At 68.8% G+C, this 23,085-nt stretch carries 26 protein-coding genes; 19 read left to right on the top strand and 7 right to left on the bottom strand.

Features of this window, described 5'->3' with window-relative positions; translation table 11 throughout:
• Positions 1–193: 193 nt before the first annotated feature.
• The 5 genes from BUB20358_RS03280 to BUB20358_RS03260 form a co-directional block, all read right to left on the bottom strand.
• A complete protein-coding gene (locus BUB20358_RS03280) occupies positions 194–982 on the bottom strand; it encodes a sulfite exporter TauE/SafE family protein (protein ID WP_006765036.1) in 789 nt (262 codons plus the stop codon).
• Positions 983–1,273: 291 nt separating this feature from the next.
• A complete protein-coding gene (locus BUB20358_RS03275; RefSeq protein ID WP_006765035.1) occupies positions 1,274–2,713 on the bottom strand; it encodes a DHA2 family efflux MFS transporter permease subunit in 1,440 nt (479 codons plus the stop codon).
• Between the two features lie 174 nt (positions 2,714–2,887).
• Entirely contained in the window at positions 2,888–3,631 is a 744-nt protein-coding gene (locus BUB20358_RS03270; RefSeq protein WP_006765034.1) for a DsbA family oxidoreductase, read from the bottom strand.
• A gap of 121 nt (positions 3,632–3,752) precedes the next feature.
• Positions 3,753–4,547 (bottom strand): helix-turn-helix transcriptional regulator, encoded by a 795-nt coding sequence (locus tag BUB20358_RS03265; protein ID WP_006765033.1) that lies wholly within the window; start codon positions 4,545–4,547, stop codon positions 3,753–3,755.
• Positions 4,544–5,518, bottom strand: coding sequence for an ornithine cyclodeaminase family protein (locus BUB20358_RS03260; protein ID WP_006765032.1), 975 nt, complete (start codon positions 5,516–5,518; stop codon positions 4,544–4,546). The genes BUB20358_RS03265 and BUB20358_RS03260 overlap by 4 nt, the downstream gene beginning before the upstream one ends.
• A 326-nt stretch (positions 5,519–5,844) precedes the next feature.
• Here BUB20358_RS03260 and BUB20358_RS03255 point away from each other — a divergent pair, with 326 nt between their 5' ends.
• From BUB20358_RS03255 to groL, 11 genes are all read left to right on the top strand, one after another.
• Positions 5,845–6,624 (top strand): ABC transporter substrate-binding protein, encoded by a 780-nt coding sequence (locus BUB20358_RS03255; protein WP_006765031.1) that lies wholly within the window; start codon positions 5,845–5,847, stop codon positions 6,622–6,624.
• Between the two features lie 75 nt (positions 6,625–6,699).
• Entirely contained in the window at positions 6,700–7,944 is a 1,245-nt protein-coding gene (locus BUB20358_RS03250; protein WP_006765030.1) for an NAD(P)/FAD-dependent oxidoreductase, read from the top strand.
• Positions 7,945–7,964: 20 nt separating this feature from the next.
• Entirely contained in the window at positions 7,965–8,273 is a 309-nt protein-coding gene (locus tag BUB20358_RS03245; RefSeq protein ID WP_123806792.1) for a hypothetical protein, read from the top strand.
• Positions 8,270–8,629, top strand: coding sequence for a COG4315 family predicted lipoprotein (locus BUB20358_RS03240; RefSeq protein ID WP_006765029.1), 360 nt, complete (start codon positions 8,270–8,272; stop codon positions 8,627–8,629). The genes BUB20358_RS03245 and BUB20358_RS03240 overlap by 4 nt, the downstream gene beginning before the upstream one ends.
• Positions 8,630–8,656: 27 nt before the next feature.
• Positions 8,657–9,172, top strand: coding sequence for a sigma-70 family RNA polymerase sigma factor (locus tag BUB20358_RS03235; RefSeq protein WP_006765028.1), 516 nt, complete (start codon positions 8,657–8,659; stop codon positions 9,170–9,172).
• Positions 9,169–9,951, top strand: a complete 783-nt coding sequence (locus BUB20358_RS03230; protein ID WP_035972959.1) for an anti-sigma factor family protein — start codon at positions 9,169–9,171, stop codon at positions 9,949–9,951. Before BUB20358_RS03235 ends, BUB20358_RS03230 begins: the two co-directional genes overlap by 4 nt.
• 45 nt (positions 9,952–9,996) lie before the next feature.
• Positions 9,997–10,410, top strand: coding sequence for a quinol oxidase (locus tag BUB20358_RS03225; RefSeq protein ID WP_035972958.1), 414 nt, complete (start codon positions 9,997–9,999; stop codon positions 10,408–10,410).
• On the top strand, positions 10,407–11,039 hold the full coding sequence (locus tag BUB20358_RS03220) for a LolA family protein (RefSeq protein ID WP_035972957.1): 633 nt from the start codon (positions 10,407–10,409) through the stop codon (positions 11,037–11,039). The genes BUB20358_RS03225 and BUB20358_RS03220 overlap by 4 nt, the downstream gene beginning before the upstream one ends.
• Positions 11,040–11,072: 33 nt before the next feature.
• Positions 11,073–11,582, top strand: coding sequence for an SRPBCC family protein (locus BUB20358_RS03215; protein WP_006765024.1), 510 nt, complete (start codon positions 11,073–11,075; stop codon positions 11,580–11,582).
• Positions 11,583–11,960: 378 nt separating this feature from the next.
• Positions 11,961–12,254 carry a co-chaperone GroES gene (groES, locus tag BUB20358_RS03210; RefSeq protein WP_006400974.1) on the top strand — a complete coding sequence of 98 codons (294 nt, stop codon included), beginning with the start codon at positions 11,961–11,963 and terminating at the stop codon, positions 12,252–12,254.
• Positions 12,255–12,300: 46 nt separating this feature from the next.
• Complete coding sequence (gene groL / locus BUB20358_RS03205) at positions 12,301–13,941, top strand: chaperonin GroEL (RefSeq protein ID WP_006400973.1); 1,641 nt, start codon at positions 12,301–12,303, stop codon at positions 13,939–13,941.
• A gap of 250 nt (positions 13,942–14,191) precedes the next feature.
• On the opposite strand, the gene BUB20358_RS03200 is transcribed toward groL, so the two are convergent.
• Positions 14,192–15,058: a hydroxymethylpyrimidine/phosphomethylpyrimidine kinase gene (locus BUB20358_RS03200; protein ID WP_035972956.1), complete on the bottom strand. Its 867-nt coding sequence runs from the start codon at positions 15,056–15,058 to the stop codon at positions 14,192–14,194.
• Between the two features lie 255 nt (positions 15,059–15,313).
• On the opposite strand from BUB20358_RS03200, the gene BUB20358_RS03195 reads away from it, so the two are divergent.
• From BUB20358_RS03195 to BUB20358_RS03160, 8 genes are all read left to right on the top strand, one after another.
• Positions 15,314–15,484, top strand: a complete 171-nt coding sequence (locus tag BUB20358_RS03195; protein WP_006765022.1) for a rubredoxin — start codon at positions 15,314–15,316, stop codon at positions 15,482–15,484.
• A 101-nt stretch (positions 15,485–15,585) separates the two neighbouring features.
• Complete coding sequence (locus tag BUB20358_RS03190) at positions 15,586–16,887, top strand: FimL-related protein (RefSeq protein ID WP_035972955.1); 1,302 nt, start codon at positions 15,586–15,588, stop codon at positions 16,885–16,887.
• Positions 16,888–17,071: 184 nt separating this feature from the next.
• Entirely contained in the window at positions 17,072–17,650 is a 579-nt protein-coding gene (locus BUB20358_RS03185; RefSeq protein WP_035972954.1) for a YqgE/AlgH family protein, read from the top strand.
• Positions 17,647–18,096: a Holliday junction resolvase RuvX gene (gene ruvX, locus BUB20358_RS03180; protein WP_006765020.1), complete on the top strand. Its 450-nt coding sequence runs from the start codon at positions 17,647–17,649 to the stop codon at positions 18,094–18,096. The genes BUB20358_RS03185 and ruvX overlap by 4 nt, the downstream gene beginning before the upstream one ends.
• Positions 18,083–18,595 carry a bifunctional pyr operon transcriptional regulator/uracil phosphoribosyltransferase PyrR gene (gene pyrR / locus BUB20358_RS03175; RefSeq protein ID WP_006765019.1) on the top strand — a complete coding sequence of 171 codons (513 nt, stop codon included), beginning with the start codon at positions 18,083–18,085 and terminating at the stop codon, positions 18,593–18,595. Before ruvX ends, pyrR begins: the two co-directional genes overlap by 14 nt.
• Before the next feature lie 73 nt (positions 18,596–18,668).
• The gene (locus BUB20358_RS03170) at positions 18,669–19,700 is read left to right on the top strand and encodes an aspartate carbamoyltransferase catalytic subunit (RefSeq protein WP_006765018.1); all 1,032 of its coding nucleotides are present in this window, start codon (positions 18,669–18,671) and stop codon (positions 19,698–19,700) included.
• Positions 19,701–19,749: 49 nt separating this feature from the next.
• A complete protein-coding gene (locus tag BUB20358_RS03165; RefSeq protein WP_006765017.1) occupies positions 19,750–21,039 on the top strand; it encodes a dihydroorotase in 1,290 nt (429 codons plus the stop codon).
• Between the two features lie 18 nt (positions 21,040–21,057).
• Positions 21,058–21,915 carry a lysophospholipid acyltransferase family protein gene (locus tag BUB20358_RS03160; protein ID WP_006765016.1) on the top strand — a complete coding sequence of 286 codons (858 nt, stop codon included), beginning with the start codon at positions 21,058–21,060 and terminating at the stop codon, positions 21,913–21,915.
• 58 nt (positions 21,916–21,973) lie between these two features.
• On the opposite strand, the gene BUB20358_RS03155 is transcribed toward BUB20358_RS03160, so the two are convergent.
• The gene (locus BUB20358_RS03155; RefSeq protein WP_006765015.1) at positions 21,974–22,813 is read right to left on the bottom strand and encodes a symmetrical bis(5'-nucleosyl)-tetraphosphatase; all 840 of its coding nucleotides are present in this window, start codon (positions 22,811–22,813) and stop codon (positions 21,974–21,976) included.
• Between the last annotated feature and the right edge of the window lie 272 nt (positions 22,814–23,085).

Here is a 23,085-nt window from a genome sequence, read left to right as displayed (position 1 = left end):
GCCGGACTTTTCGTCCGGCTTTTTTTGTTGCATGAAGGGGGGGATCCGGCCGCACTCGGCAGGCCGGCCGTGCCGTCGTCGGCTGACAGCCGCATCGCTGAGGCCGGTCGGACCGCTGCTTCGCCGCGCCGCGCGCAGGGCAGAGCGACGGAGCAACGTCGCGGGCGCGGCGCCGCAGCGCCGCCGGGCGCGCTTATGCGAGCACGAGCCGTACGCCGACCGCGACGAGCGTCGCGGCGAGCAGATTGCGCAGCAGCCGCTCCGGCGCGCGCGCCGACAGCACGCTGCCGAGCACGATGCCCGGCAGCGAGCCGAGCAGCAGCGACAGCAGCATCGACCAGTCGACCGAGCCGAGCAGCCAGTGACCCATCCCCGCGACGAGCGTGAGCGGCACCGCGTGCGCGATGTCGGAGCCGACGATGCGCGTCGTCGCGAGCGCCGGATACAGCAGCAGGAGCACGGTGACGCCGATCGCGCCGGCACCGACCGACGTCATCGACACCAGCACGCCGAGCACCGCGCCGGTCAGCACGGTCGACCACAGCGTGCGCGCGCGGCTCGGCGCGAGCGGATTGCGTGCGGCGAACGCGGCGAGCTGCGGGCGGAAGATCAGCGCGACCGACGTGAGCAGCAGCGCGACGCCGAGCACGAGCTGGATCAGCCGCGCAGTGCCCGGTGCGTTCAGCCCGTGCGAGTGCAGCACCCACAGCGTGACGGCCGCGGCCGGCACGCTGCCCGCCGCGAGCCGGCCCGTGATGCGCCAGTCGACCGAGCCTTTCAGCCCGTGCACGAGCGTGCCGGTCGCCTTGGTCGCCGCTGCGTACAGCAGGTCGGTGCCGACCGCCGTCGCCGGATGGACGCCGAACAGCAGCACGAGGATCGGCGTCATCAGCGAACCGCCGCCGACGCCGGTCAGGCCGACGAGGATGCCGACGAACAGGCCGGACAGGGAGTACAGCAGATCGATATGGGGAAGCGACATCGGAAGCGGACGGTTGTGCGGCGTTCGGCGGCGGCGCGTGGGTCAAAGTCCGACATTGTCGCAAAAGTGGCGGGTCGGTGTACGACTGCGTTAAAAATCGGCCGCAACGGCGCACCGGCCGGGCCGCGCGCCGGGTGAGACGGTCGTTCGAACTGGGACGCGACCCGCGACCTGCGACCGGCAACCGGCAACCGGCAACCGGCAACCGGCAACCGGCAACCCGCAACCCGCAACCCGCAACCCGCAACCCGCAACCCGCAACCCGCAACCCGCAACCCGCAACCCGCGCAATCAGTGCATCGCCTGCCCGACGCCCTCGACCGCGTTCTGCCGCCGGATGCGCAACGCGGCGGCGATCAGCGCGGCTGCCGCCGCAAACACGGCGCCGAACGCGAATGCGACGTGATAGCCGCCGTTCAGCGCGTCGACCGGTGCCGCCTGCGCGGCCGCGAGCGCATCGGTGCGCGCGGCCGCGAGGCTCGCGAGCACCGCGAGCCCGAGCGCGCCGCCCATCATGAACGCGGTGTTGACGATCCCCGACGCCAGCCCCGAGTCGGCCGGATCGACGTCGCTCATCGCGGCGAGCAGCACCGGATTGAACGCGACGCCCGCGCCGATTCCGAGCAGCGTCATGCCGGGCAGCACGTGCCACACGAAGCTGCCGTCGAGCGGCGCGCGCGAGAACAGCGCGAGCCCGCATGCGGCGATCAGCAGCCCGGCCGCGATCGGGCCGCGGATCCCGAAGCGCATCACGATCCGCGCGGACAGCCCGAGCGAGAACGCGGCCATGATCAGGTTCGCCGGCAGGAACGCGAGGCCGACCTGCAGCGGCCCGTAGCCCAGCACGCGCTGCATGTACAGCGCGGACAGAAAGAACCACGCGAACATCGCCGCTGCCCACAGCACGCCGATCGCGTTCGCGAGCGCGACGTTGCGCGCGGCGAACAGCGTGAGCGGCATCAGCGGATGCGCGACGCGCGACTCGATCGCGATGAACAGCGCAAGCAGCGCGGCGGCCGCGCCGAGCAGCGCGAGCGTTTGCGTCGACAGCCAGCCGGCCTCGTTGCCGCCGACGATTCCGTAGACCGCGAGCATCAGCGACGCGGTGACCGCGATCGCGCCCGCGACGTCGAGCCGTGCGGTGCCGGCCGGCGCGCGCATGCGCGGCAGCAGCGCGACGCACAGCGCGTAGACCGCGATGCCGATCGGCAGATTGACGAGGAAGATCCAGTGCCACGACAGCGTACTCGTCAGCAGCCCGCCGAGCAGTACGCCGATGCTGCCGCCGCCTGCGCAGACGAAGCCGTAGACGCCCATCGCGCGTGCGCGCTCGCCGGGCTCGGTGAACAGGTTCATGATCAGCGACAGCGACACGGCCGACACGATCGCGCCGCCGAAGCCCTGCGTCGCGCGCGCGGCGATCAGCATCGTCTGCGACTGCGCGACGCCGCATGCAAGCGACGCGAGCGTGAACAATACGAGACCCGCGAGGAACATGCGCCGCTGTCCGTACAGGTCGCCGAGCCGGCCGCCGAGCAGCAGGCAGCCGCCGAACGTCAGCAGATACGCGTTGACGACCCATACGAGGGCCGTTTCGCTGAAGTGGAGATCGGTGCCGATCGACGGAAGCGCGACGTTCACGATCGTGCTGTCGAGCACGATCATCAGCACGCCGAGGCAGAGGACCAGCAACGCGTACCAGCGCTTTTCGCCGTGAATGCCGTGGGTCATGGGCTTGCAGCCTTCTGATAGTTATTTGAAAGGCTGCATTGTAGACGGCAACCGCGCGCGCTTCCTGCCGGTTTGTGGCAGCAGCGTCGCGTAGTGGCGGCGTGCGTGGCGCGCGATGGGCGTGACGCCGGTTGTCGCGGTGAGGGCGGTGCGTGGGTGCTGCCGCGCAGCCGCTCAGTTCCCCGGCCGATGCGTCGGCAGTTCGCACCCGTCGGGACCGCAGGCCGCCGCGTCGCTGCCCGCGATGTCGACGATGCCGCCGTCGCGCCACGCGCGATCGAGCGCCTGCGCGAACACGTCGGCCGGCTGCGCGCCCGACACCGCGTAGCGGCCGCCGAACACGAACAGCGGCACGCCGCGTCCGCCGATCCGTTCGGCCTGCGCGATGTCGGCTTCGACGTCGTCGCGATACGCGTCGCTGCTCAGCACCGCTTCGACTGCCGAGCGCTCGAGGCCGGCCTCGAGCGCGAAACCGGTCAATGCGGCGCGATCGAACAGCGACCCGTGTTCGCTGAAATACGCGCGATACAGGCGCTCGGTCAGCGCATGCGCGCGGCCCGTCGTTTGCGCGAGCTTCACGAGCCGGTGGCCGTCGAGCGTATCGCCGACCAGCGTGCCGGGCAGATCGTAGTGCAGCCCGACGCTCGCGGCCGCATCGGTCGCCTGGCTCAGCATCTGCGCGACCTGTGCGGCGGACATCCGGTACTTGTGCGCGAGCATCGCCTCGACCGGCTCGACGGGCTGGCCGGGCATCAATCGGTACGCGCGCAGCACGACATCGACGTGGTCCGCGTGCGCGAACGCGGCAAGCGCTTCGTCGAAGCGACGCTTGCCGATCCAGCACCACGGACAGATCAGGTCGGACCAGATTTCGACGGTCAGCGTCGGGCGGGCGGTCTGGGCAGAAGTAGTCGGCATCGGAACGCGCGATCAGGCTCGGGAAAAATGTAACCGCGACTATATCACTTCGCCGCGCTCCGCCGCGCCGTGCCGCTCTTCAAGCGCGTATCTCGCGGTGCCCGCCGCCGTCGAGAACGGCTTACGCGTCGCCCCGCGTCTCCTTCAACTGCTTCAGATGCTTGTAGACCGTCGCGCGTCCCATCCCGAGCACGTTCGCGACGTAGTTCGCCGCGCTCTTGCCGCGAAACGCGCCTTCCGCGTACAGCGCTTCGACGAGCTCGCGCCGATGCTCGCGCGTGAGCCCGTTCAGCCCCACCTGCCGCTCGCGCAGCCAGCCGTGCAGGAACGTGTTGATGCGCTCCTGCCAGTCGTCGCGGAACAGCTCGTCCGGCTGCGCGACGACGCCCGCGCCCTTGATGAACAGATCGAGCGTCGCACGCACGTCGTCGAACACCGCGATGTTGAAGTTGATGCACATCATCCCGGCCGGACGGCCTTCGTCGTCGAACAGCACGTTGCTCACGCAACGCATCCGGCGGCCGTCCCAGTTCAGCTTCTCGTACGGGCCGATCACGCGCTCGCGCGCCGAATGGTCGATTTCCTCGAGCGCGGAATCGTCGCCGACCTCGCGCTTCGACAGGTTGTTTGCGAGATACAGCACGGTCTGGTCGTGCAGATCGTGGATCACGACTTCCGCATACGGAAAGAACAGCGCCGCGATGCCGTCGGCGATCGGCGCATAGCGGGTGAGCAGCAGGTCTTTGACGGGGGATTGCTTCTTGCGCATCGGAATCGCCATCTCGGGTGAACGGATGCCGGGCCGCGCATCGGCGCGCCGCGCCGGTGTCCCGGCGGCCGGCATGTCCGCGCGCCTGCGCGCGGCTGCCGCGGCAGTTGCGCCATTGTATCGGCCCCGCGTGCGCGCGCCGTTCATGCGCGACTCAGATGCGTGTACAGCGCGTATGCGATTGCGATGTCCTCGAGCCCGAGGCCGATCGAGCGGAAGAACGCGTGACGCGTGCGCGACGGCGCGGCGCACGTGCCGGCGACGAGCGCGGGCAGATCGCCGACGATCCGCTCGGGCGTCCAGCCGTGCTCGGCCGCGGCGATCAGCATGTCGCCGGCGCTTGCCGGCGTCGTGTGCCGGTAGTCGCAGTACACGTCCATGTCGGGCAGCCACGCGGGCGGGATTTCGTGTGCGCGCGCAACGTTCGTGCTGATCGACGTGACGAGCGCCGGCCGCGTCAGCATTCCGTCGTCGAGCACGGGCGTGCCCGACGACGTGCACAGCATCACGACGTCCGCGTCGCGCACGCATGCTTCGACGCTGTCGGCCGGCCGCGCGCGCGAGTCGATTCGTGCGAGCGTCGCCTGCAGCGCCGCATCGCCGGCGAGCGCGGGCGAATGAACGCTGATCGACGCCCAGTCGCGCAGCGCCGCCGCGTGTCGCAGATGCGCGAGCCCGACCGCGCCCGTGCCGACGATCGCGAGACGACGCGCGTCGCGACGCGCGAGGCAGTCGACGGCGAGCGCCGTCGTGCCGGCCGTTCGTTCGACCGTCAGCAGGCCCGCGTCGCACCACATCAGCGGCTGGCCGGTGTGCATCGACATCAGTGCGGTCCACGCGGTGACGATCGGCTTTGCGTCGGGCCGGCCGCTGTGCGCGATGTAGGGCGACAGCTTCGCGCCGAACACCTGCTCGTCGGCGAGCGCGCCGAGATACGTGATGAAGTCGCCGGCCTGGTCGGGGAACAGCGTGAGCGTTTGCGGCGGCTGCACCGCGCGCGCCGACGCGAGCGACGCGAACATGCGACGCAGCGTGCCGAGCACGTCGAGCGACGGCAGCGCCGCGCGCACCGCGGCTTCATCGACGGTGAGCGGCAGCAGCGGGGCGGGTTGGGTCATGAGGACATCTCCGGTCGAGGGCGGGACGCGACGGTCTCGCGACGCGGCGTCCGGCAGTGTTTGGATAGTGGACTGAAAGTCTAATATAGACAAAGAAAGTTCTGTCGGTTTTTATTTTTGGGGCGCGATAACGTCGCCGCGAATTCAGGATTTGTCGATAAATCAGCGGGTTATATGGCTTTTACTAACCTCTGACGCACGGCAACGGTGCAGACATTATCGTATCCCCTATAGTCCATCGTAGACTTTGAGTCTATATTTTCGCGTGCCGGCTCACGCGTCGCCGTGCGGCCGCTCTTCATCGCCTCAACCGGGAAGGACCCGTCATGAACTGGAAGCTTTCTTTGTGCGCCGCTGCGGCGCTCGCATGCGCGGCCGTCACGGCCCACGCGGAACAGACCACGTTGCGCTTCGGGATCGAAGCCGCCTATCCGCCGTTCGAGAGCAAGACGCCGGCCGGTCAGCTGCAGGGCTTCGACGTCGACATCGGCAACGCGGTGTGCGCGAAGCTGAACATGAAATGCGTGTGGGTGGAGAACGCGTTCGACGGCCTGATCCCGGCGCTGCAGGCCCGCAAGTTCGACGTGATCAACTCGGCGATGAACATCACCGCGAAGCGCAAGCAGAGCATCGATTTCACGCCGGCCATCTACGTCGTGCCGATCGTGATGATCGCGCGGCGCGGCTCGCCGCTGCGCCCCGATGCCGCGAGCCTGCGCGGCAAGCACGTCGGCGTGCTGCAGGGGGCGTCGCAGGAGGATTTCCTGAAGGCGCACTGGGCGAATGCGGGTGTGTCGGTCGTGTCGTATCAGGATCAGGACCAGATCTATGCCGATCTCGTCGCGGGCCGGCTCGATGCGGCCGTGCAGGAAGCACAGACCGCGCAGGACGGCTTCCTCGACAAGCCGGCCGGCCGCGACTATCAGATCGTCGGCGAGCCGCTGAAGGATCCGGCGACGCTCGGCGAAGGCACCGGCTTTGGCCTGCGCAAGGGCGACGGCGCGCTGCGCGCGAAGGTCGTCGGCGCACTCGACGCGCTGAAGAAGGACGGCACGCTGAGCGCGCTGTCGCAGAAGTACTTCAAGCGCGACATCATCGCGAAGTAACTACGGACGCGATTGCGCGCCGGCCGTGCGCGGCCGGCATGCGTCGCGTCGACTCTCGACGCAGTACGGGCAAGCATGGATTTCGACGTCATCGTTCTGGGAGCCGGCATCGTCGGCGTATCGTCGGCGCTGCATCTGCAGGATCGCGGGCTGCGCGTCGCGCTCGTCGACCGGCGCGGGCCCGGCGAGGAAACCAGCCACGGCAACGCGGGGCTGATCGAGCGCTCGTCGGTCGTGCCGTACGCATTTCCGCGCCGGTTCGGCACGCTGCTGCGCTACGCGCGCAATCGCTCGGTCGATCTCTATTGGGACTACCGCGCGTTGCCCGCGTACGCGGGCTGGCTCGCCCGGTTCTGGCGGGAATCGTCGCCGCAGCGGCTCGCGGCCGCGGCGCGCGACATGCTGCCGCTCGTCGCGGCGAGCGTCGTCGAGCACGACGCGCTGCTCGCGCGCACCGACGCGCAGCCGCTCGTGCACGACGGCGGCTGGATCGAGGCGTTTCGTTCGCCGGCGCTGTTCGACGCGGAAGCGCGCGCGCAGCAGCGCGTCGCCGACGCGCACGGACTGCGGATGACCGTGCTCGACGCGCGCGCGCTGCGCGAGCGCGAACCCGGCATCGGCGACGCGTTTTGCGGCGCGTTCCACTGGCAGGACCCGAAGACCGTGTCGAATCCCGGTGGACTGACGAAGGCGTACGCGCGGCTCTTCGAGCGCGAAGGCGGCGCGTTCGCGCATGGCGACGCGACGACGCTCGCGCAGGTGCGCGACGGCTGGCAGGTCGTCACCGAGCACGGGCCGATTGCCGCACGCGCGGCCGTCGTCGCGCTCGGGCCGTGGTCCGATCGCGCGTTCGCGCCGCTCGGCTACCGGATTCCGCTGCGCGTGAAGCGCGGCTATCACATGCACTACCGGCCGACGCGCACGCCGCTGAACGTGCCCGTGTGCGATACCGAGCAGGGGTTCGTCGTCGCGCCGATGGACGGCGGGCGACTGCGATTGACGACCGGCGTCGAGATCGCGCTGCGCGACGCGCCGCCGACCGGCGTGCAGCTCGCGCGCGCGGAGCCGCTGGCACGCGATGCGTTCGGGATCGGCGAACGGCTCGACGCGGCGCCGTGGCTCGGGATGCGGCCGTGCACGCCGGACATGCGGCCGGTAATCGGACCCGCGCCGCGCCATCGCGGGCTGTGGTTCGCATTCGGCCATTGCCATCACGGGCTGACGCTCGGCCCCGTGACCGGGCGCCTGCTCGCCGAAATGATGACCGGCGCGCCGACCTGCATCGATCCTCACCCTTATCGTCCGGCGCGATTCAGCTGAGCGGCCGGGCCGCGATGCGCGTGGAGAGCGGTCTGGCGGGCGGCGGCAATCCGGCCGGTGCGCTCGCCGTTGTGCTGGGCTCGGTGACGAGGGCGCTCGGCGGCGCGGTCGCCGCTGTCGCCGCTGTCGCCGAACGAACGGCTCGCTCGCAGCCTTCGCCGAACACGGCGATGCGGCATTCATCATTCAAATGGAATAACGGCCGGTTCCCGCTCGTTTACGTGCCGAGTCGCGGCAATGCAGCGCGGCGGGATCGCGGTCGCGGCGAAACCGGCCATCCCGTCTCGCGGCAGTCGATCGCGATGCCACGAAACGGAGAACGGGAATGAAAAGAATCGCATTCGCTGCAGCGCTGCTGGCGGCCATCGCGCGTCCGGCGGCCGCGGAGCCGCCGCAAATCGCCGACGGCAAGCTGGTCGACGAGCACCACATGACGTTGTACGTGTTCGACCGCGATGCGCCGGGCAAGAGCGCGTGCAGCGGCACGTGCGCGACGAACTGGCCGCCGGCGCTCGCCGATGCGTACGACAAGCCGTCGGGCGCATGGAGCGTCGTCACGCGCGACGACGGCAAGTTGCAATGGGCGTACCGTGAACGTCCGCTGTATCGTTGGAAGATGGATCAGAAGGCCGGCGACGCGGGCGGCGACGGAGTCGGCGGCATCTGGCACGTCGCGCGCCCGTGAAGCGGCGACGATGCGCGAGGCATCCGGATGAGCTACGAATCGGACCTGCTGGTGTGGCTGCCGCATCTGACGCGGTATGCGCGCGCGTTGACGGGTGACCGGGCGTGGGCGGACGACCTCGTGCAGGATACGCTCGAGCGCGCGCTGAACCGTCCGCCGCGCGACCGCGGCAATCTGCGCGCGTGGCTGTTGACGCTGCTGCGTCATCGCTTCGTCGACCAGCTGCGTGCGCGTCGCGAGATCGCGGTCGACGACGCGACGGCGCCGTGGCAGACGATGGCCGCGCCGGCGGGCGAAGTCGGCGGGCTGACGTTGCGCGACGTGCAGCGCGCGCTGTACCGGCTGCCCGTCGAGCAGCGCGAGGTGCTGCTGCTCGTCGCGCTCGAGGAGCTGAGCTACCGCGACGCCGCGCAGGTACTCGGCGTGCCGGTCGGAACGGTGATGTCGCGGCTGTCGCGGGCACGCGAGCAGATGCGCGCGCTACTGTCCGGCGAGCCGTCCGCGCACGGCACGGCCGCGCTACGGGTGATCGGGAAGACATGATGAACGATCCGCGCAAACCTTCGGACGACCGGAACGACGACGCGTCGGCGCAGTTGCTGTCCGCGCTGCTCGACGGCGAGCTGTCCGGGCACGAGCAGTGCGAAGTGCACGAGCGGCTCGCGGCCGATCCGCGCGAAGCCGAGCGGCTCGCGCACTACCGCGCGCAGCGCGACGCGCTGCGCGCATTGTTCCCGTTGCCGGGCGCCGCGCCGGCACTGTTCGTGCAGCCGCGCGCGCCGCGCCGGCGCGGCTTCGCGTACGCGCTCGCGGGGCTCGCGGCCGGGCTGCTGATCGGCGTCGCGCTGCACGCGGGATGGACGGCGCTCGCCGGCGAACCGGCGTTCGCCGAGCGCGCCGATGCCGCGTATGCGGTGTACGCGGCCGAGCGCGAGCATCCGGTCGACGTCGACGCGCGCGATCCCGAGCGCCTCGCCGCATGGCTGTCGTCGCGTATCGGCCGCCCGGTGCGTGCGCCGTCGCTCGACGAATACGGCTACGCGCTGATCGGCGGCCGGCTGCTGCCCGGCGATGCGGGCCCGGCCGCGCAGCTGATGTACCAGCGCGCCAACGGCGAGCGCGTGACGCTCTACATGACCGCGTACGACGCGCGCCGCCTCGCGCCGCGGTCGATGTCGGCCGACGGCCGTTACACGTACTTCTGGTCGGATCGCGGCATGGGTTATGCGCTGTCCGGTCGCGGCGACGAGCGGCGCTTGCGCGAGCTCGCGATCGACGCATGCGGCGCGCTCGGCGGACCGGCCGACGCGTGGAAGGGATGACGCGTGGAAGGGGATCACGCGCGCGGCTTGCACACGGAGCGGACGATGAAGACGATGGCGATGATCGCGGCGACCCTCGTCGCAACGGGCACCGGTCTTGCGCAGACGGACGACGGCGCGGCGCTGCGCGTGCCGATCGACGCGGACGGCGTGCAACGCGTGACGATCGTCGGCGGCAGCTACTTTTTTCGTCCGAACCATGTCGTCGTGACGGCGCACGCGCCGGTCGAGCTGACGGTATCGTCGCAGCCGGGGATCGTGCCGCACAGTTTCGAGATCGATGCGCCGCAGGCCGGCATCGACGTGCGCACCGAGCTCGGCACGACGCCGAAGACGTTCCGCTTCACGCCGTCGCAGCCGGGCCGGTTCGCCTACTATTGCACGCATCGGCTGCCGTTCTTCGGCAGCCATCGCGAACGCGGGATGGAAGGCGTGCTCGACGTCGAGGCCGCGCCGTGATTGCCGCGTTGCTGGCCGCGAGCCTGATAGGAGCGAGCATGACAGCCGACCCCGTGACCGTCGCGCAGACGCACTTCGACCAGGTCCGCTCGTATCGCGCGACGATCCGCTCGTCGGCGAGGAGCGGCGAGCGCACTGAGATCCGCTACGCGTACCTGAAACCGGGCTTCGTGCGAATGGATTTCGTGTCGCCGCATCGCGGCGCGGTGCTCGCGTACGATCCCGGCGACGGCAAGGTGCGGCTGCGTCCGTTCGGCGTGCACGCGCCGCCCGCGCTGACGCTGTCGCCGACGAATCCGCTCGTGCGCGACCGCAGCGGCCATCGCGTCGACCGCTCGGACGTCGGCGAGCTGCTGCGCAACGTCCATGCGTTGCAGCAGGGCGGCGCGACGGTGACCGAAGGCGAGGAGACCGTCGGCGGCCGGACCGCGCTGCGCGTGTCGGTGACGGGCGCGCCCGCGCACGCGATCGACGGCGTGCATCGCTACCGGCTGTGGCTGGACGCCGAGGACGGCTTCCCGTTGAAAGTAGTGAGCTTCTCGGACGACAACGACGAGCCGCTCGAAACCGTGACGCTCGACGACATCGAGATCGACGTCACGTTTCCCGAGCGTTTTTTTGCCCCCTGATTTCACGCTGCCGACTGGCGCGCCGGAGGCTGCATGGCGGAATACCGGTTCTCGACGATCTGGCGCGTCGACGCGCCGCTCGCGGCCGTCTGGGACGCGATCTATCAGGTCGACCGCTGGCCCGACTGGTGGAAAGGCTCGGTGCGAACCGTCGAGCTCGAGCCCGGCGATGCGCGCGGCGTCGGCGCGCTGCACCGGTATACATGGAAGGGCGCGCTGCCGTACCGGCTGACGTTCGACATGCGCGTGCTGCGCGTCGACCCGCCGCACGTACTCGAAGGCCGCGCGCTCGGCGCGATCGAAGGCGACGGATGCTGGTCGTTCGTCGCGCAAGGCGCACGCACGGTCGTGCGTTACGACTGGGACATCCGCACGCGCGAGCGCTGGATGAACTGGCTGGAGCCGGTCGCGCGCCCGCTGTTCAAATGGAATCACGACGTCGTGATGCGCGACGGCGCCAAAGGGCTCGCGCGCCTGCTCGGCGCGACGGTCGAGACGGACGGCCGCGTGTTCCAGCCGCTCGACGGCTGCGCGGAGACGTGACGGCTGCTATCGGAACGCGCCGGACAGCCCGCGGCGTATGCGTGCGCGTTTTTTGACCCGATGACGAATGTTGCGGAACTCGCCACACGTGTCGTGTCAAACCGGGCTACGGCGATCGGGAAATCCCGTATCGCGTCGGTCGCTGTTCGACGAGTGGCGCCCATATCACATTGTTTTTAAACGATTTGTGTCTTGTCTTCCCGCCTTTTTCGTCCGTTCGGCCAGCCGAAAAAACGCGCCGATTCCCTTCTTGAATTTGTCAAAACCCGTCCATATAATTAGCACTCGCTGCACGAGAGTGCTAACAATTCTCTGCCGGGCGACCCGCCGGGCAGATTCCCTAAGCGTTCTTCAATCTCAGTCAAGAGAGGAGTGAATATGAACCTTCGTCCTTTGCACGATCGCGTGATCGTCAAGCGCCTGGATCAGGAAACCAAGACCGCCTCGGGCATTGTTATCCCCGACGCGGCTGCCGAGAAGCCGGATCAAGGCGAAGTCCTGGCCGTGGGCCCGGGCAAGCGCGACGACAAGGGCGCCCCGATCGCACTCGACGTGAAGGTCGGCGATCGCGTGCTGTTCGGCAAGTATGCGGGCCAGACCGTGAAGGTCGACGGTCAGGAACTGCTGGTCATGCGCGAAGAAGACATCATGGCCGTGGTCAACGCCAAGTAAGCGTCCACTGACGGTACATATTCCCAAGAATTCAAGGAGTTAGAAGATGGCAGCTAAAGACGTCGTATTCGGCGATTCCGCCCGCGCGAAGATGGTCGAAGGCGTGAACATTCTCGCCAACGCAGTGAAGGTCACGCTGGGTCCGAAGGGCCGCAACGTGGTGCTCGAGCGCAGCTTCGGCGGCCCGACGGTCACGAAGGACGGTGTGTCGGTCGCGAAGGAAATCGAGCTGAAGGACAAGCTCCAGAACATGGGCGCGCAAATGGTCAAGGAAGTCGCTTCCAAGACCAGCGACAACGCAGGCGACGGCACGACGACGGCAACCGTCCTCGCGCAATCGATCGTCCGCGAAGGCATGAAGTACGTCGCATCGGGCATGAACCCGATGGACCTGAAGCGCGGTATCGACAAGGCCGTTGCAGCTGCCGTCGAAGAGCTGAAGAAGATCAGCAAGCCGTGCACGACGAACAAGGAAATCGCGCAAGTCGGCGCGATCTCGGCGAACAGCGATTCGTCGATCGGCGATCGCATCGCTGAAGCGATGGACAAGGTCGGCAAGGAAGGCGTGATCACCGTCGAAGACGGCAAGTCGCTCGCCGACGAGCTCGACGTCGTCGAAGGTATGCAGTTCGACCGCGGCTACCTGTCGCCGTACTTCATCAACAATCCGGACAAGCAAGTCGCCGTCCTCGAGAACCCGTTCGTGCTGCTGCACGACAAGAAGGTGTCGAACATCCGCGATCTGCTGCCGGTGCTCGAACAAGTCGCGAAGGCCGGCCGCCCGCTGCTGATCATCGCTGAAGACGTCGAAGGCGAAGCGCTCGCGACGCTGGTCGTCAACAACATCCGCGGCATCCTGAAGACCGTTGCGGTCAAGGCGCCGGGCTTCGGCGATCGTCGCAAGGCGATGCTGGAAGACATCGCGATCCTGACCGGCGGCCAGGTCATCGCGGAAGAAACCGGCCTGACGCTCGAGAAGGCGACGCTGGCAGAACTGGGCCAGGCGAAGCGCATCGAAGTGGGCAAGGAAAACACGACGATCATCGACGGCGCAGGCGAAGCTGCGAACATCGAAGCGCGCGTGAAGCAGATCCGCACGCAGATCGAGGAAGCGACGTCGGACTACGACCGCGAAAAGCTGCAGGAGCGCGTGGCGAAGCTGGCCGGCGGCGTGGCAGTGATCAAGGTCGGCGCTGCGACCGAAGTCGAAATGAAGGAAAAGAAGGCACGCGTCGAAGACGCGCTGCACGCAACCCGCGCTGCCGTTGAAGAAGGCATCGTCCCGGGCGGCGGCGTCGCGCTGATCCGTGCACGCACCGCAATCGCGTCGCTGACCGGCGCGAACGCCGACCAGAACGCCGGCATCAAGATCGTGCTGCGCGCAATGGAAGAGCCGCTGCGCCAGATCGTCACGAACGGCGGCGAAGAAGCGAGCGTCGTGGTCGCGGCAGTTGCTGCAGGCAAGGGCAACTACGGCTACAACGCAGCGACCGGCGAGTACGTCGACATGGTCGAAGCCGGCGTGGTCGATCCGACGAAGGTCACGCGTACCGCGCTGCAGAACGCAGCTTCGGTTGCAGGCCTGCTGCTGACGACGGACGCAGCCGTTGCAGAACTGCCGAAGGAAGATGCACCGATGCCGGGCGGCATGCCGGGCGGCATGGGCGGCATGGGCATGGACATGTAATCGACTTCGGTCGATGAGGTCCGGAACGCGCAGCGATGCGCGTTCCAGCCAAAGAAAAAGACCCGCAGCGATGCGGGTCTTTTTTATTTGCGCGCGACCACGTGCGAGATCGGCTTCTACTTCAGTGCAGTGGCAAATCCGATACTGCATTGCGCAATTTACGCATCGACATCCGACGCGGGCCATCGCCGATGACCGGCAACGACAAGGCGACGCGATGTACTGCCTTCGATATGGTCTCCGCCGCGCTTCAATGCCGACGCGACGTCCTCGGCACCGGTTCGGCCGCCACGGCCGGCGGCGCGTCGCGATCGTCGTTGCTGCGCGCCCAGAAGAACCGATCCGGCAGATACGCACCCATTCCGGGCCGGAACGCGTCGCGTGCCGCCTGATACAGATACTCCTGCGCTTCGCGCACCGCCTCGGGCGGCTCCTGGCCGTTCGCGAGCAGCGCGGCGATCGCCGCGCCGAGCGTGTCGGTGATGCCCATCAGCCGATGCGGCGAGCGATCCCACATGTCTTCGCGCAACTGGCCTTCCTCGCCGTACAGCGTGTTCACGAGCCGATGCGAGCCCGTCTCCGACGACAAGATGTACTCGCAACCCTGCGACAGCAGGTGCGACACGGCGGCGTCGAGATTCGGCGCCTCGGCGTCGCCGTCCGGCTGCGCGAGCGCGATCAGCGTCGCGTGGTCGGCGACGAGCAGCGTCGTCTGCGGCGCGAGCAGGTCGGCGATCGATTCGCGCAAGTCGTCGGCGGCGAGCACGTGCTCGTCGTCCAGCGTGAAATCCGGCGCGAGCACGAGCGGCACGCCGTCGTAGTCGGCGACGACTTCGGCGATCGCGCTGACGACTTCCGCGCGCGTGGCCGCGCCGATCTTGAACGCGGCGACCGGCATGTCCTCGAGCAGCATGCGCGCCTGGGCCGCGACGACGTCGGGATCGAGGCCGGTGACCTCGTCGCACGCGGCCGAGTCGCGCACGGTGTAGCCCGTCAAGACGGACACGCCGTGGCAGCCCATGCTCGCCAGGGTCATCAGATCGGCTTGGAGGCCGGAGCCGCCGGTGGGATCGGACAGGCCGAAGGTGAGGACGATCGGAGGGGCGTTGCTGGACATGTGGAAATGGGGCAAGAAAAAACGGGAAAACGACGAAAAGGCGGACGACGAGGCGAAATGGGCGTTTTTTGGCTCCGTGTTGCCCCGCAGGCCGCACTTTGCAGCCATTATGCGGCGGAATTCCGGGCGGCACGACGGATTTTTTAGCGCGGCGCAACGTAGTTGCCGCCCTCCAGCGCGATTGCTAGGCAGTCCGGCCCCGACACGGTACCATCATGGCTCCCGAATCTACCGACTTTCCCGACGCGGCTTAAGATGGAATACAAGAGCTGGATGTGCCTGATTTGTGGCTGGATTTACGACGAAGAAGCCGGGCTGCCCGACGAAGGCATCGCCGCGGGCACGCGCTGGGAAGACGTCCCGATCAATTGGACGTGTCCGGAATGCGGCGCTCGCAAGGAAGACTTCGAGATGGTCCAGATCTGATCCACTTTGCCCACGGACACTCCGCTTCGGCCTCGCGTTTGCCCGGCGCTCTCCAGCCGCGGCCCGCGCGAGCGGTTTCACGATGACAGGCGCGCGTGTCCATGACGCCCGATCCGGCGACCGTTCCCCACCCTGACGCATTGCCGAACCCGCGCGGCGGCGCCGTTCGCGCCGCCGATGCGCGGCTTGCCGCGGCAGTCGACGCAGTCGAGCGGCACGACGATGCAGCCGCGCCGCTGTCGGCAGCGGCGGCCGTGCTGGCCGAGGCCGGCTGGCTGTCGGCCGCGCGTTTTGCCGGGCAACTCGCCGCCGCCGCGCCGCGCGCTGTCGCCGGCCCGGTTTCCGCCGGCTGGCGTGCAGCACTCGACGATTTCCGCTCGGCCGTCGGGCGCCACAATCTGCGCGAGCTCGCGTGCTCGCCGGTTCTCTTTGCACACTTCCGCACGCTGCGCGCGCAAAGCGCGGCGCACCCGCAGGCGGACGTGCCGTTCGATACGCTGGCGCTCGTCGGGCGCGCGGTGCCGCCGGCATCGCTGCGCGCGTTGCCGGACGCGTTCGCGGCTCGCGTGCGCGCCCGCTACGAACAGGCGCTGCTCGGCGTGCTGCGTGCGCCGAACGGCGCGCCGGATGCGGCGCTCGATGCGCTCGACGCCGTGTTCGACGCGCTCGCCGACGAATCGCCTTACGACTACTGGCGTCTTGCGGCCGCGTGCATGCGCGCGCTTCGCGCGAGCGCGGCGCCGGAACTGAAGCGTTTTCTCGCACGAACGAACCTGCTGCTCGGCGAGCATGCAGGCGGCCGGCGCGTCGCGCCGCCCGAACTCGTACGCGAGACGGTCGCGCTGCTATGGCGCGATTTCGCGCTGTTCGGTGCCGCTGCCGAAGACGTCGCGCTCGTCGACGTGCTGCACGACTATGGGCTGACCGTCGACTGGCACGTCGCAGGCACGCCGGCGTCCGAAGCGCTGTGGGAAGCCGGTGCCGCGCGCGCGGAGCACGACGCGGTAGCGGCCGCGCCGACCCGCACGCTGGGCGTCGTGACGGTCAACGCGCATGCATACGAGGATTTCCTGCAGACGGCCGATGCATCGATGGCCGATCTTGCGGTCGACCCTGCAGCGGCGGACGCCAGCACCGCCTGGCGCGCATCCGACGCCGCATACCGCGTCGGCACCGCCGCATGCGCGCTCGGCCTCGGCCATGCGGCGCTGCTGGCCGACACGCTGGGCCTCGCGTGGCGCCGTGCCGCGCACGGCATGCCGCTGGCCGACGGCGGTCGCGACGCGCACCGCCATGCGTCCGACATGCTGCGCGGCGCGCTGCTGAAGATCGCGGCCGGCGTCGCGCCGCCGGATCTGACCGCGGCGTCCGAAGCGCTCGGCGCGGCGCTCGGCCGGGCCTGACGCACAACGACGCGAGCATCCGGCGCCGCCCTTGTCGGACCGGCGTTCAACGTGCTCCCGACAGCCGCCGCGCGCATGTTAGAGTGCCGTGTAATCCGCGCGTGCCGTTGCCAGCGCGGCGCGGCGTTGCTTGTTGATGATCGCGGCCCGGTCAGGCCGCGGCGTCTTTGCTAAAATTCAAATCATGTCAAAGCCTTCCGATCGCATCAATCTCACCAACCAGTTCCTGATCGCCATGCCGAACATGGCCGATCCGACGTTCTCGGGAACGGTGGTCTACCTTTGCGATCACAGCGAGCGCGGCGCGCTCGGCCTCGTCATCAACCGCCCCACCGACATCGACCTCGAATCGCTGTTCAACCGCATCGACCTGAAGCTCGAGATTGAGCCGCTACTGCACATCCCCGTGTATTTCGGCGGCCCGGTGCAGACCGAGCGCGGCTTCGTGCTGCACGAGCCGGTCGAGGGCGCGAACTACAACTCGTCGATGTCCGTCGAGGGCGGGCTCGCGATGACGACGTCGAAGGACGTGCTCGAGGCGGTCGCCACGGGCACCGGCCCCAAACGCTTCCTGCTGACGCTCGGCCATGCGGGCTGGGGTGCCGGGCAGCTCGAGGAAGAAATTTCCCGCAACGGCTGGCTTACCGTGGCCGCCGATCCGCGCATCGTGTTCGACACGCCGGCCGAGGAGCGCTTCGAAGCCGCGCTCGGGCTGCTCGGCGTCAGCTCGTCGATGCTGTCCGGCGAAGCAGGGCACGCATGAGCGGCGCGGGCGCGCGCGATGCGACGCTCCTGGCGTTCGACTATGGCGAAAAGCGGATCGGCGTCGCGATCGGCAACGCGCTGACGCGTTCGGCCCGCGCACTCGTCGTGATTCCCAATCTGAACCGCGAACACCGCTTCAAGGCAGTCGGCGACTTGCTCGCCGAATGGCGGCCGGACGCGCTCGTCGTCGGTCTGCCGATGCATCCGGACGGCACACCGCACGACATGACGCAGCAAGCGAAGCGCTTCGGCAATCAGCTGAACGGCCGCTTCGGGCTGCCCGTCGCGTGGGTCGACGAGCGCTATTCGTCGGTCGAGGCCGAAGCCGGGCTGCGCGAGCGCAACGTGCGCGGGCGCGCGCGTGTCGACATGCTCGATGCCGAAGCGGCGCGCGTGATCCTTCAACAGTATCTCGATCAATTGTCCGACCATGAGCACCATTGACGCCGAGGCGCTTTACCGCGCGCTGCTCGACCAGATCCGCGCCGCGTACGGCAGCGCGTTCGCCGAGCCGGGCGGCCCGCGGCTCGCCGGCATTCACAGCGGCGGCGCGTGGCTCGCCGAGCGTCTCGCGCGCGATCTCGGCGCGCCGGCATTCGGCGTCGTCAACGTCGCGCTGCATCGCGACGATTACGCGAAGAAGGGGCTGCACAGCCAGGCGAGCCCGACGTCGCTGCCGTTCGACGTCGACGGCGCGCGCATCGTGCTCGTCGACGACGTGCTGTATACCGGCCGCACCGTGCGCGCGGCGCTGAACGAACTGTTCGACTACGGCCGCCCGGCTGCGGTCGAGCTCGCGGTGCTGGCCGATCGCGGCGGCCGCGAACTGCCGGTTGCCGCGCGCTTCGCCGGCGGCACGCTCGACGTGCCGGACGGCGCGACGCTCGTGCTCGCCCGCGACGACGCGCAATTCACGCTGAGCGTCGACGCGCACGGCAGCTGAGCGAGCCGCGAAACCGTATCCCGGGCCGCCGGTTTTCCCGCGGCCCGTTTGCATAGTTGGAATCACGCACATCATGACCACCGACACCACTGGCCGCACCGGCAATCCCGCTGCGGCCGCGAGCCCCGAACGGTTCCGCTACGGTTTCCTGAAGGGCAACCCGCAGCTCACGAAAAACGGCGAGCTCAAGCATCTGCTGTCGATCGAGGGCCTGCCGCGCTCGATCGTCAACCACATCCTCGACACCGCCGAGCAGTTCGTCAGCGTGACCGACCGCGAGGTGAAGAAGGTGCCGCTGCTGCGCGGCAAGTCCGTGTTCAACCTGTTCTTCGAGAACTCGACGCGCACGCGCACCACGTTCGAAATCGCCGCGACGCGCCTGTCGGCGGACGTGCTGAACCTGAACATCAACGCGTCGTCGACGAGCAAGGGCGAATCGCTGCTCGACACGATCAACAATCTGTCGGCGATGCATGCCGACCTGTTCGTCGTGCGCCACGCGTCGAGCGGTGCGCCGTACCTGATCGCCGAGCACTGCGCGCCGCACGTGCACGTGATCAACGCCGGTGACGGCCGCCATGCGCACCCGACGCAGGGCCTGCTCGACATGTACACGATCCGCCATTACAAGCGCGACTTCACGAAGCTGCGCGTCGCGATCGTCGGCGACATCCTGCATTCGCGCGTCGCGCGCTCCGACATCCACGCGCTCACCACGCTCGGCGTGCCCGAAGTGCGCGCCGTCGGCCCGCGCACGCTGCTGCCCGGCGGCCTCGAGCAGATGGGCGTGAAGGTGTTCCACAACCTCGACGAAGGGCTGAAGGGCGTCGACGTGATCATCATGCTGCGCCTGCAGAACGAGCGGATGAGCGGCGCGCTGCTGCCGTCCGCGCAGGAGTACTTCAAGACCTGGGGGCTCACGCCCGAGCGCCTCGCGCTCGCCGCGCCCGACGCGATCGTCATGCATCCGGGCCCGATGAACCGCGGCGTCGAGATCGACTCGCAGGTCGCCGACGGGCCGCAGTCGGTGATCCTCAACCAGGTCACGTTCGGCATCGCCGTGCGGATGGCGGTGATGGGCATCGTCGCCGGCAACAACGGCTGAACCCCGTCGCGCATCCCTTTCACGCAATCCACGTATTCAAAGACAGCGCATGAAGATTCATATCCAGGGCGGCACGCTGATCGATCCGGTCGCCGGCACCGAGCGCCGCGCCGACGTGTTCGTCGCCGACGGCAAGATTGCCGCGATCGCCGACGCCGGCACGGCCGCGCCGGCCGGTTTCAACGCAGACAAGACGATCGACGCGTCGGGCCAGACCGTCGCGCCCGGCCTCGTCGATCTGTGCGCGCGGCTGCGCGAGCCCGGCTACGAACACAAGGCGACGCTCGCGTCCGAGATGGCCGCGGCCGTCGCGGGCGGCGTGACGACGCTCGTATGCCCGCCCGACACCGATCCCGTGCTCGACGAGCCGGGCTTGGTCGAGATGCTCAAGTTTCGCGCGCGCAACCTGCGCCAGGCGAACGTGCATCCGCTCGGCGCATTGACCGTCGGCCTGAAGGGCGAAGTGATCACCGAGATGGTCGCGTTGACCGAGTCGGGCTGCGTCGGCTTCACGCATGCGAACGTGCCCGTGCGCGACACGCAGGTGCTGCTGCGCGCGTTGCAGTACGCGAGCACGTACGGCTACACGACGTGGCTGCGCCCGCAGGATGCGTTCATCGGCCGCGGCGGCGTGGCCGCGAGCGGCGCGGTCGCGTCGCGGCTCGGCTTGTCCGGCGTGCCCGTCGCAGCCGAGACGATCGCGCTGCACACCATCTTCGAACTGATGCGCGTGACCGGCGCGCGCGTGCATCTCGCGCGGCTGTCGTCCGCGGCCGGCCTCGCGCTCGTCCGCGCGGCGAAGGCCGAGGGCTTGCCGGTGACGTGCGATGTCGGCGTGAACCATCTGCATCTGATCGACGTCGACATCGGCTACTTCGATTCGCAGTTCCGGCTCGATCCGCCGCTGCGCAGCGAGCGCGACCGCGAAGCGATCAGCGCGGCGCTCGCCGACGGCACGATCGACGCGATCTGCTCGGACCACACGCCCGTCGACGACGACGAGAAGCTGCTGCCGTTCGGCGAAGCGACGCCGGGCGCGACGGGGCTCGAGCTGCTGCTGTCGCTGACGGTGAAGTGGGCCGATGAAACACGCACGCCGCTGGCGCAGGCACTGCGCCGCATCACCGCAGCGCCGGCCGACGTGCTGCAGCTGCCGGCCGGCCGGATCGCCGAAGGCGCCGCCGCGGACCTGTGCGTATTCGACCCGCGCGCGCACTGGCGCGTCGAGCCGCGCGCGCTGAAGAGCCAGGGCCACAACTCGCCGTTCCTCGGCTACGAACTGCCGGCCTGCGTGCGTACGACGCTCGTGGCCGGACAGGTCGCGTTCGAGCGCCACTGAACCACGCGGACCTTCGCCATGAACGCTCTCCGCAAGCTGCGTCTCGTCTTTCATCTGCTGCGCGGCATGGCGATCGTCGCGCTGCGTTTTTCTCGCGTCACGCCCGCGCGCCGCGCCGAGCTGACGCGCCGCTGGTCGCTGAAGATGCTGCGCATCTGCGGGATGCGGCTCGTCGTCCACAACGACGGCGCGCGGCTCGATGCGAGCGCGCTCGTCGTGGGCAACCACGTGTCGTGGCTCGACATCTACGCGATCAATGCGTGGCGGCCGACGCCGTTCGTGTCGAAGGCCGAGGTGCGGCAGTGGCCGGTGGTCGGCTGGCTCGCCGAGAAGCTCGACACCGTGTTCCTGCAGCGCGAGAAGCGGACCGAGGCGATGCGGATCATGCACGAGATGGCCGAGCGGCTGAGCAACGGCGGCGTGATGTGCGTGTTTCCGGAAGGGACCACGTCGGACGGGCAGGGGCTGCTGCCGTTTCACGCGAATCTGTTCCAGGCCGCGGTGTCGGCCGGGTGCGCGGTGCAGCCGATTTGCCTGATGTACGAGGATGCGCACGGACGGCAGTCCGTCGCGCCGGCATACACCGGCGAGCTGTCGCTCGGCACGTCGCTCGACATGGTGCTGCGCGGCGGACCGCTCGTCGCGCATCTGTACGTCTGCGATCCGATCGCACCGGGCGGCGATCGGCGTGCGATGTCGGCGGCCGCGCGCGACGCGATCGCCGCCGCGCTCGAGAAGATGCAGGCGAAGGTCGGCAAGCCGTCGCCGGCGTCGCTTGCCGAGCTCGCGAAGCATGCGTATCCGGTCGCGGAAGCCGGCCCGGATGCGGCCGGCGACGGCGCCGCCGACGAGCCGGTGCCGGGTCGCGAAGGCTGAGGTTGGCGCGGTCCGTTCGCGCGGGCCGAGGCGTCTATGTCTACGGTTTAGGTCGCGATCACTCGCCGCCGGGCGTGCGGCACGCTTCGCATTGCACCTGCGTGATCGTGCGCTGCGACGGATCGGCCGTGAGCCGAACGGCCGACAGCTGATTTCCCCATACGCATCCGGAATCGAGCGCGACGACGTTGTCGCGCAGCATCAGGCCGAGCGCCGCCCAGTGGCCGAACACGACCGTCACGTCCGCGGTGCGGCGGCCCGGCGCGTCGAACCACGGCAGGTAGCCGGGCGGCGCGCTGTCGGGGCCGCCGTTCGCCTTGAACTCCATCGCGCCTTCCGGCGTGCAGAAGCGCAGACGCGTGAATGCGTTGAACGCGACGCGCATCCGGTCGCGTTTTTTCAGGTTCGGGCTCCATTGGTTCGGCTCGTTGCCGTACAGGTTCTGCAGCGTGTCCCGCCAGTCGGGCGCGCGTAGTGCGCGCTGCAGTTCGTCCGCGAGTTCGAGCGCGAGCGTGACGTCCCATTGCGGCAGCACGCCGGCGTGGACCAGCAGTTTTCCGTCCTCGAAGTGCGCGAACGGGCGATGCCGGACCCAGTCGAGCAGCGCGTCCGCGTCCGGCGCGTCGAGGATTTCGCCGATCGTGTCGCCGGGGCGCTCGGTGCGGATGCCGGCCGAGACGGCGAGCAGATGGAGGTCGTGGTTGCCGAGGACGGCTGTGGCGCGCGGGCCCAGGTCGATCAGTGCACGCAGCGCGGCGAGCGAGCCGGGGCCGCGGTTGACGATGTCGCCGGCGATCCATAGCGGGGTGTCGGCAGGAGGGGAGAGCTTTTTCAGCAGCGAATCGAAAGCTGAATGACAGCCTTGGATGTCGCCGATGGCGATGGGGGAGTGAGTCATGAGAGCGTCAGTGCTGCCGGATATCTGATAGGCGGAAAAATCGTTGGGCGGGGACGGCGTTTCGCAATTGTTGTTCCCCGGATGTCGTTGATTGGGTGGAAATTTTCATCGCGAACACAGGTTCGGAGCGCTGTATCAAGTTGTTAGCGGCATGGCCCGCGCACCCGCAAGCTTCCTATAATCATCGGCTTCGTGCGCGAAAATTGCTATGCGCGGGCGCTGGCGGGCGTGGCAACCGAGTAAAATACCGGGCCCCGAGGCGACTCGGATGA

The sequence above is a fragment of the Burkholderia dolosa genome, assembly GCF_902499135.1.
GTDB lineage: Bacteria > Pseudomonadota > Gammaproteobacteria > Burkholderiales > Burkholderiaceae > Burkholderia > Burkholderia dolosa.
The sequence above is the reverse complement of the archived record's forward strand: the minus strand, read 5'-3'. Positions and strand labels throughout refer to the sequence as shown.

Excerpts from the sequence above, each read along its gene's own strand:
- BUB20358_RS03280 (WP_006765036.1), bottom strand. The coding sequence starts at position 982 with ATGTCGCTTCCCCATATCGATCTGCTGTACTCCCTGTCCGGCCTGTTC.
- BUB20358_RS03275 (WP_006765035.1), bottom strand. The coding sequence starts at position 2,713 with ATGACCCACGGCATTCACGGCGAAAAGCGCTGGTACGCGTTGCTGGTC.
- BUB20358_RS03270 (WP_006765034.1), bottom strand. The coding sequence starts at position 3,631 with ATGCCGACTACTTCTGCCCAGACCGCCCGCCCGACGCTGACCGTCGAA.
- BUB20358_RS03265 (WP_006765033.1), bottom strand. The coding sequence starts at position 4,547 with ATGAACGGCGCGCGCACGCGGGGCCGATACAATGGCGCAACTGCCGCG.
- BUB20358_RS03260 (WP_006765032.1), bottom strand. The coding sequence starts at position 5,518 with ATGACCCAACCCGCCCCGCTGCTGCCGCTCACCGTCGATGAAGCCGCG.
- BUB20358_RS03255 (WP_006765031.1), top strand. The coding sequence starts at position 5,845 with ATGAACTGGAAGCTTTCTTTGTGCGCCGCTGCGGCGCTCGCATGCGCG.
- BUB20358_RS03250 (WP_006765030.1), top strand. The coding sequence starts at position 6,700 with ATGGATTTCGACGTCATCGTTCTGGGAGCCGGCATCGTCGGCGTATCG.
- BUB20358_RS03240 (WP_006765029.1), top strand. The coding sequence starts at position 8,270 with ATGAAAAGAATCGCATTCGCTGCAGCGCTGCTGGCGGCCATCGCGCGT.
- BUB20358_RS03235 (WP_006765028.1), top strand. The coding sequence starts at position 8,657 with ATGAGCTACGAATCGGACCTGCTGGTGTGGCTGCCGCATCTGACGCGG.
- BUB20358_RS03230 (WP_035972959.1), top strand. The coding sequence starts at position 9,169 with ATGATGAACGATCCGCGCAAACCTTCGGACGACCGGAACGACGACGCG.
- BUB20358_RS03225 (WP_035972958.1), top strand. The coding sequence starts at position 9,997 with ATGAAGACGATGGCGATGATCGCGGCGACCCTCGTCGCAACGGGCACC.
- BUB20358_RS03215 (WP_006765024.1), top strand. The coding sequence starts at position 11,073 with ATGGCGGAATACCGGTTCTCGACGATCTGGCGCGTCGACGCGCCGCTC.
- groES (WP_006400974.1), top strand. The coding sequence starts at position 11,961 with ATGAACCTTCGTCCTTTGCACGATCGCGTGATCGTCAAGCGCCTGGAT.
- groL (WP_006400973.1), top strand. The coding sequence starts at position 12,301 with ATGGCAGCTAAAGACGTCGTATTCGGCGATTCCGCCCGCGCGAAGATG.
- BUB20358_RS03200 (WP_035972956.1), bottom strand. The coding sequence starts at position 15,058 with ATGTCCAGCAACGCCCCTCCGATCGTCCTCACCTTCGGCCTGTCCGAT.
- BUB20358_RS03195 (WP_006765022.1), top strand. The coding sequence starts at position 15,314 with ATGGAATACAAGAGCTGGATGTGCCTGATTTGTGGCTGGATTTACGAC.
- BUB20358_RS03190 (WP_035972955.1), top strand. The coding sequence starts at position 15,586 with ATGACGCCCGATCCGGCGACCGTTCCCCACCCTGACGCATTGCCGAAC.
- BUB20358_RS03185 (WP_035972954.1), top strand. The coding sequence starts at position 17,072 with ATGTCAAAGCCTTCCGATCGCATCAATCTCACCAACCAGTTCCTGATC.
- ruvX (WP_006765020.1), top strand. The coding sequence starts at position 17,647 with ATGAGCGGCGCGGGCGCGCGCGATGCGACGCTCCTGGCGTTCGACTAT.
- pyrR (WP_006765019.1), top strand. The coding sequence starts at position 18,083 with ATGAGCACCATTGACGCCGAGGCGCTTTACCGCGCGCTGCTCGACCAG.
- BUB20358_RS03170 (WP_006765018.1), top strand. The coding sequence starts at position 18,669 with ATGACCACCGACACCACTGGCCGCACCGGCAATCCCGCTGCGGCCGCG.
- BUB20358_RS03165 (WP_006765017.1), top strand. The coding sequence starts at position 19,750 with ATGAAGATTCATATCCAGGGCGGCACGCTGATCGATCCGGTCGCCGGC.
- BUB20358_RS03160 (WP_006765016.1), top strand. The coding sequence starts at position 21,058 with ATGAACGCTCTCCGCAAGCTGCGTCTCGTCTTTCATCTGCTGCGCGGC.
- BUB20358_RS03155 (WP_006765015.1), bottom strand. The coding sequence starts at position 22,813 with ATGACTCACTCCCCCATCGCCATCGGCGACATCCAAGGCTGTCATTCA.